General features: G+C 40.7%; 6 protein-coding genes. All 6 read right to left on the bottom strand.

The genetic code is table 11. The features are described 5' to 3' along the window. Positions 1 to 119: 119 nt before the first annotated feature. Positions 120 to 827 carry a nicotinamide riboside transporter PnuC gene (pnuC, locus tag DXA87_RS17395; protein ID WP_199484358.1) on the bottom strand — a complete coding sequence of 236 codons (708 nt, stop codon included), beginning with the start codon at positions 825 to 827 and terminating at the stop codon, positions 120 to 122. Between the two features lie 97 nt (positions 828 to 924). Beyond that, positions 925 to 1425 carry a pyridoxamine 5'-phosphate oxidase family protein gene (locus DXA87_RS17400; RefSeq protein WP_071143405.1) on the bottom strand — a complete coding sequence of 167 codons (501 nt, stop codon included), beginning with the start codon at positions 1423 to 1425 and terminating at the stop codon, positions 925 to 927. 188 nt (positions 1426 to 1613) lie between these two features. After that, entirely contained in the window at positions 1614 to 1880 is a 267-nt protein-coding gene (locus DXA87_RS17405; protein ID WP_071143404.1) for a hypothetical protein, read from the bottom strand. Further along, complete coding sequence (locus tag DXA87_RS17410; RefSeq protein WP_021638905.1) at positions 1870 to 2979, bottom strand: relaxase/mobilization nuclease domain-containing protein; 1110 nt, start codon at positions 2977 to 2979, stop codon at positions 1870 to 1872. The genes DXA87_RS17405 and DXA87_RS17410 overlap by 11 nt, the downstream gene beginning before the upstream one ends. Then, positions 2940 to 3260: a MobC family plasmid mobilization relaxosome protein gene (locus tag DXA87_RS17415; RefSeq protein WP_021638906.1), complete on the bottom strand. Its 321-nt coding sequence runs from the start codon at positions 3258 to 3260 to the stop codon at positions 2940 to 2942. Before DXA87_RS17415 ends, DXA87_RS17410 begins: the two co-directional genes overlap by 40 nt. Before the next feature lie 4 nt (positions 3261 to 3264). Beyond that, positions 3265 to 3426: a hypothetical protein gene (locus DXA87_RS18230; protein ID WP_004614779.1), complete on the bottom strand. Its 162-nt coding sequence runs from the start codon at positions 3424 to 3426 to the stop codon at positions 3265 to 3267. Positions 3427 to 3674: the final 248 nt, after the last annotated feature.

A 3674-nucleotide genomic window follows, 5' to 3' on the forward strand; every position in this document is an offset into this window, starting at 1 on the left:
CTCAAGTATAAGGGAGTGCCTTTTTGGTGTCAATACCTACACCTCACTCCCTCTCGCCTTGACCGCTAATCTTATCACTACAGTATTTTACCTTTTTCTTCGTACCGACAAACTGGAATTTACATTATGCTCACAACATTAGTTATTTCTTGCTGTCTGGTTTTCATTTTTCTCCAACTTACAAATCCGTATATATCATTAGCAAAGAACGCAATAAAACATACTACCACCGAAACATATCTAATATCATACAGACTTGCCAATATCCATAATATAATCAAAACAATATCATTGGCAGCGTATGCCAATGCAAAATACGGACTTCTCCTAAAGGTAAGGTATACTGCAAGAAAACTTGTTGTTACCGATATAGTGCTCGGGATGATGTTAGCTGTATTAAAACACTTCAAAATCAAATAGAATAGAAATGTAACAACAAATGTCACAATCCACATACAGACATTTTCTCTTTTTCCAATGCTATTAACTTTAACCTCCGCTTTGTTTCCGTTATACGGATTCTTCAGCCATGATATTAAGGCAAAAATTGCCATCGGCATTGTCATTCCAAGATATGTAATCATCTCCCCATAATACGAAAAGGTATATGAAATAATCCCATACAGCAAACTGAATACAACCATAAGTAATTGTCCAAACGGATTTCCCTTTGCGTTAAATATCAAAGATGTTACTCCTATTAGCGATGCACACAAAGTCATATAATTTATTCTGTCAAAAACACAGAATGAAATTATAATAACCATTACAGAAGAACTCCACAAAACAATTTCACTTTTTGAAAAATAGTCCTTAAACTCTTTCATAATAACCTCCAAAAAAATAAGCATCCGAATATACATCTTCAAAGACCTAACGATGTACAGTCGAATGCTTTACGCATCTACTACCCGGTGGCAGTGCTTATTCTTTATCAACTTTTTTCATTTTAACCAGGTCAATTGCTTCTTTACCAGTCAGGTGTTCAATTGTCATTTCAATGATTGCCATGTTTCTGATAGAAGAATCAATTTCTTTAGGAATTCCATCTTTGTAATCTGCTGAATATTTCATAAAAAGCAAGGTTGCAATACGACGCATTTCATTCATATCTTCTACAAGATGTACTTTACCGAACGCAATGACGCTTCTGAAATATGTAGTATATTTCTCCGGCACAATATGATCTTGATCAATTACGCAAAAAGATGCTTTTTCATGTTTAATAATTGCATCAATTTTGTGTCCGCTTTTAGCAGAATGGAAATACAGTTTTCCATCTATATAAACATAGCTTATAGGAACGGCGTATGGATAATCATTATCTCCGATTAACGCTAAAGTTCCGCTTGTATTTCTGTTCAAAATTTCTATAGCGGTTTCTTGTGGCAATAACTGCTTAAATCTTCTCATTTCTCTAAACATGGTTCTTCTCCTTTTAATGTTATAAAAGAAAAAGCATTTGAATGCACATCTTCAAAGACCTAACGATGTACAAACAAATGCTTTACGCATTCACTACCCGTTGGCAGTTTTTATTCTATATTAACATTATCTATTATAATAAATAACACCTCAAAAAACAATAGAAAATTCTAATTTATCACTCTTTTTTACTTTCCAAACAAGCTATATGCCAGCATAAGAAACACTAAAATATTGCAGACCATACCGCCCCAAAACAGGTACAACTTCAAGCCCTCATATCTGAAAAAGCTGTTCTTACTTTCCTCCAGCTCCCGGATCTTCTGCTTCATCACGCTCGTAAGTGTATCAGACTGCTTCTCAAGAAGCTTTGTAGCCCTCTGTATAGCCTCTATATTCGCCTGTAACGCCTTTCTAACCTCTTGGACGGTGTTTTCCTTAACCTCATCTTTCAAGCTCCCAACCTCGTCCGATATAGCGTCTTGAAGCAACTCGTTGCTGTTCTTCAGCAGCTCTACGCTCTGCTTCAGCTCGCTGATGAGCTTCCTGTTCTGCTCTGCGTCTCTCTGCCTGTTCTGCTCTGCCCTTACTTGTTCTTGATTTGACTGCTTCATCAATTCCTCGCAGTTCTCGCTCGACATCGCCAACGCTTCTTTGAGCAGACTGTTTTCCAGCTCTGTCCGGCTCTGTCGGTTTAACTCTTGAAGCTGCTCTCTTGGACTGCTCTGCTTCTGCTGTTCGTGCATTTCTCTCAAACTCATGCTCCATGCTCTCCTTTCCGAAATCCATATTGTAGTATTTTTCCAGCTTGTTATCTCTGATTTTACAAGCCTTTTCTCCTGCCTGTTCCCTGGCTAAGTCGGTATATGTGATGTACTTATGGCTGTCCTGCCAGTCCACTCCGTACCCTCTTTCATTCATCAGCCGGATAAATGTTTCCCGGCTGGTCGCTGTTTCCTTACAATCCAGCACCGCAAGGGCAATATCCTGCACATAGCTTTTGACCTTTCCCTGCTCTGCCTGTTTCAAAAGCTGGTAGGTGTCTTTGCTCCATGCCACCGTTTCTTCCCGTACTTCTCCAGCAAATGTCTTTCCTTTCTCCGGCACATGCAAGCCCTGTTCCCGGCTCTGCTCGTTGCACCGTTCCTTTAAGTCTTTAAGGTCGTGCTTACTCCATTGGAGCTTATGACCGTTCTCATAATTTACGGAATTAACAATAAAGTGCGTGTGTATATGCCCCTTGTCTATATGCGTGGCTATCAGAACTTCATGCCCTTTCCATGCCTTTGTATGCTCTGCCAGCTCGACAGCGTTCTTGTGAGCCTGCTCCGGGGTTATTTCCTCGTCCTCATGGTAGGATTGCACATAATGCTTATAGGTTCTTCCGTCCGTCTTGCCCCACAGCTCCTTTGTGGCTTGCATTTCTTCCTTGACCGTCTCCGGCTCACAATGCAGACCGCTGACAAGCTTCTCCTCTGTCTTTTCTTTTTTCGTCACATAATCTATTGCGTGCCCTATGCCCGCCTTTGAAGATACCGCCTTAATGACTGCCATACTTTGTTCAGCTCCTCTCCATGCTTCCGCACTTCCGCTTCACTCGGCAACATTCCCCCCTCATTACACCGCTTTGCTATTTGGTTGAGGTTGTTCCCTATCCGTTTCAGTTCCGGGATAAGTTCTTTGATACCGTCCGTATTCACGATCTGCTTCTCCAGCACACAGGAAAGGATATACTCCTGCTGGTTCTTTCCACTCTCTAAAATCTTCTCCTGCAACTGCCGGTATTCTTCTTCACTTACTCGGAATGATAACTGCTTTGGTCTTGTCTTGTTCATACCCTTACCACTCCATATCCATGACATCAAGCAAGTCAAAGAAACGCTCCAGCGTCTTATTTTCCTTTTCTGCCGGGTTCTGTTTTACATATTTATCAATTACTTTCATCAGCTCCTGCACCTCGTATCTGTACTCAAACTGAATTTTATCCATTTCTTTTTTCATGCCTTTGACCTCTCTTTCTTCGGTGCTACCACCGTCACACTATGAGCCTTTCGGCTCTCTGAAAAGGGGGATTGAAGGGGGGCTTGCCACCCTCACAAGTTCTAAAGTGGTAACACTTTAGGGAACTTGCAATATATCCGCTACACATATTATAGCATGATATAAACTCTATATCAAGCGGATATATTCGTGCGTATATTCTGCCAAGAATATAGTGGAGCTTACTTCCTCTTGGGCGACTTTGGAAG

Source organism: Desulfotomaculum sp. OF05-3 (assembly GCF_003435535.1).
GTDB lineage: Bacteria > Bacillota > Clostridia > Lachnospirales > Lachnospiraceae > Pilosibacter > Pilosibacter fragilis.

Excerpts from the sequence above, each read along its gene's own strand:
- pnuC (WP_199484358.1), bottom strand. The coding sequence starts at position 827 with ATGAAAGAGTTTAAGGACTATTTTTCAAAAAGTGAAATTGTTTTGTGG.
- DXA87_RS17400 (WP_071143405.1), bottom strand. The coding sequence starts at position 1,425 with ATGTTTAGAGAAATGAGAAGATTTAAGCAGTTATTGCCACAAGAAACC.
- DXA87_RS17410 (WP_021638905.1), bottom strand. The coding sequence starts at position 2,979 with ATGGCAGTCATTAAGGCGGTATCTTCAAAGGCGGGCATAGGGCACGCA.
- DXA87_RS17415 (WP_021638906.1), bottom strand. The coding sequence starts at position 3,260 with ATGAACAAGACAAGACCAAAGCAGTTATCATTCCGAGTAAGTGAAGAA.
- DXA87_RS18230 (WP_004614779.1), bottom strand. The coding sequence starts at position 3,426 with ATGAAAAAAGAAATGGATAAAATTCAGTTTGAGTACAGATACGAGGTG.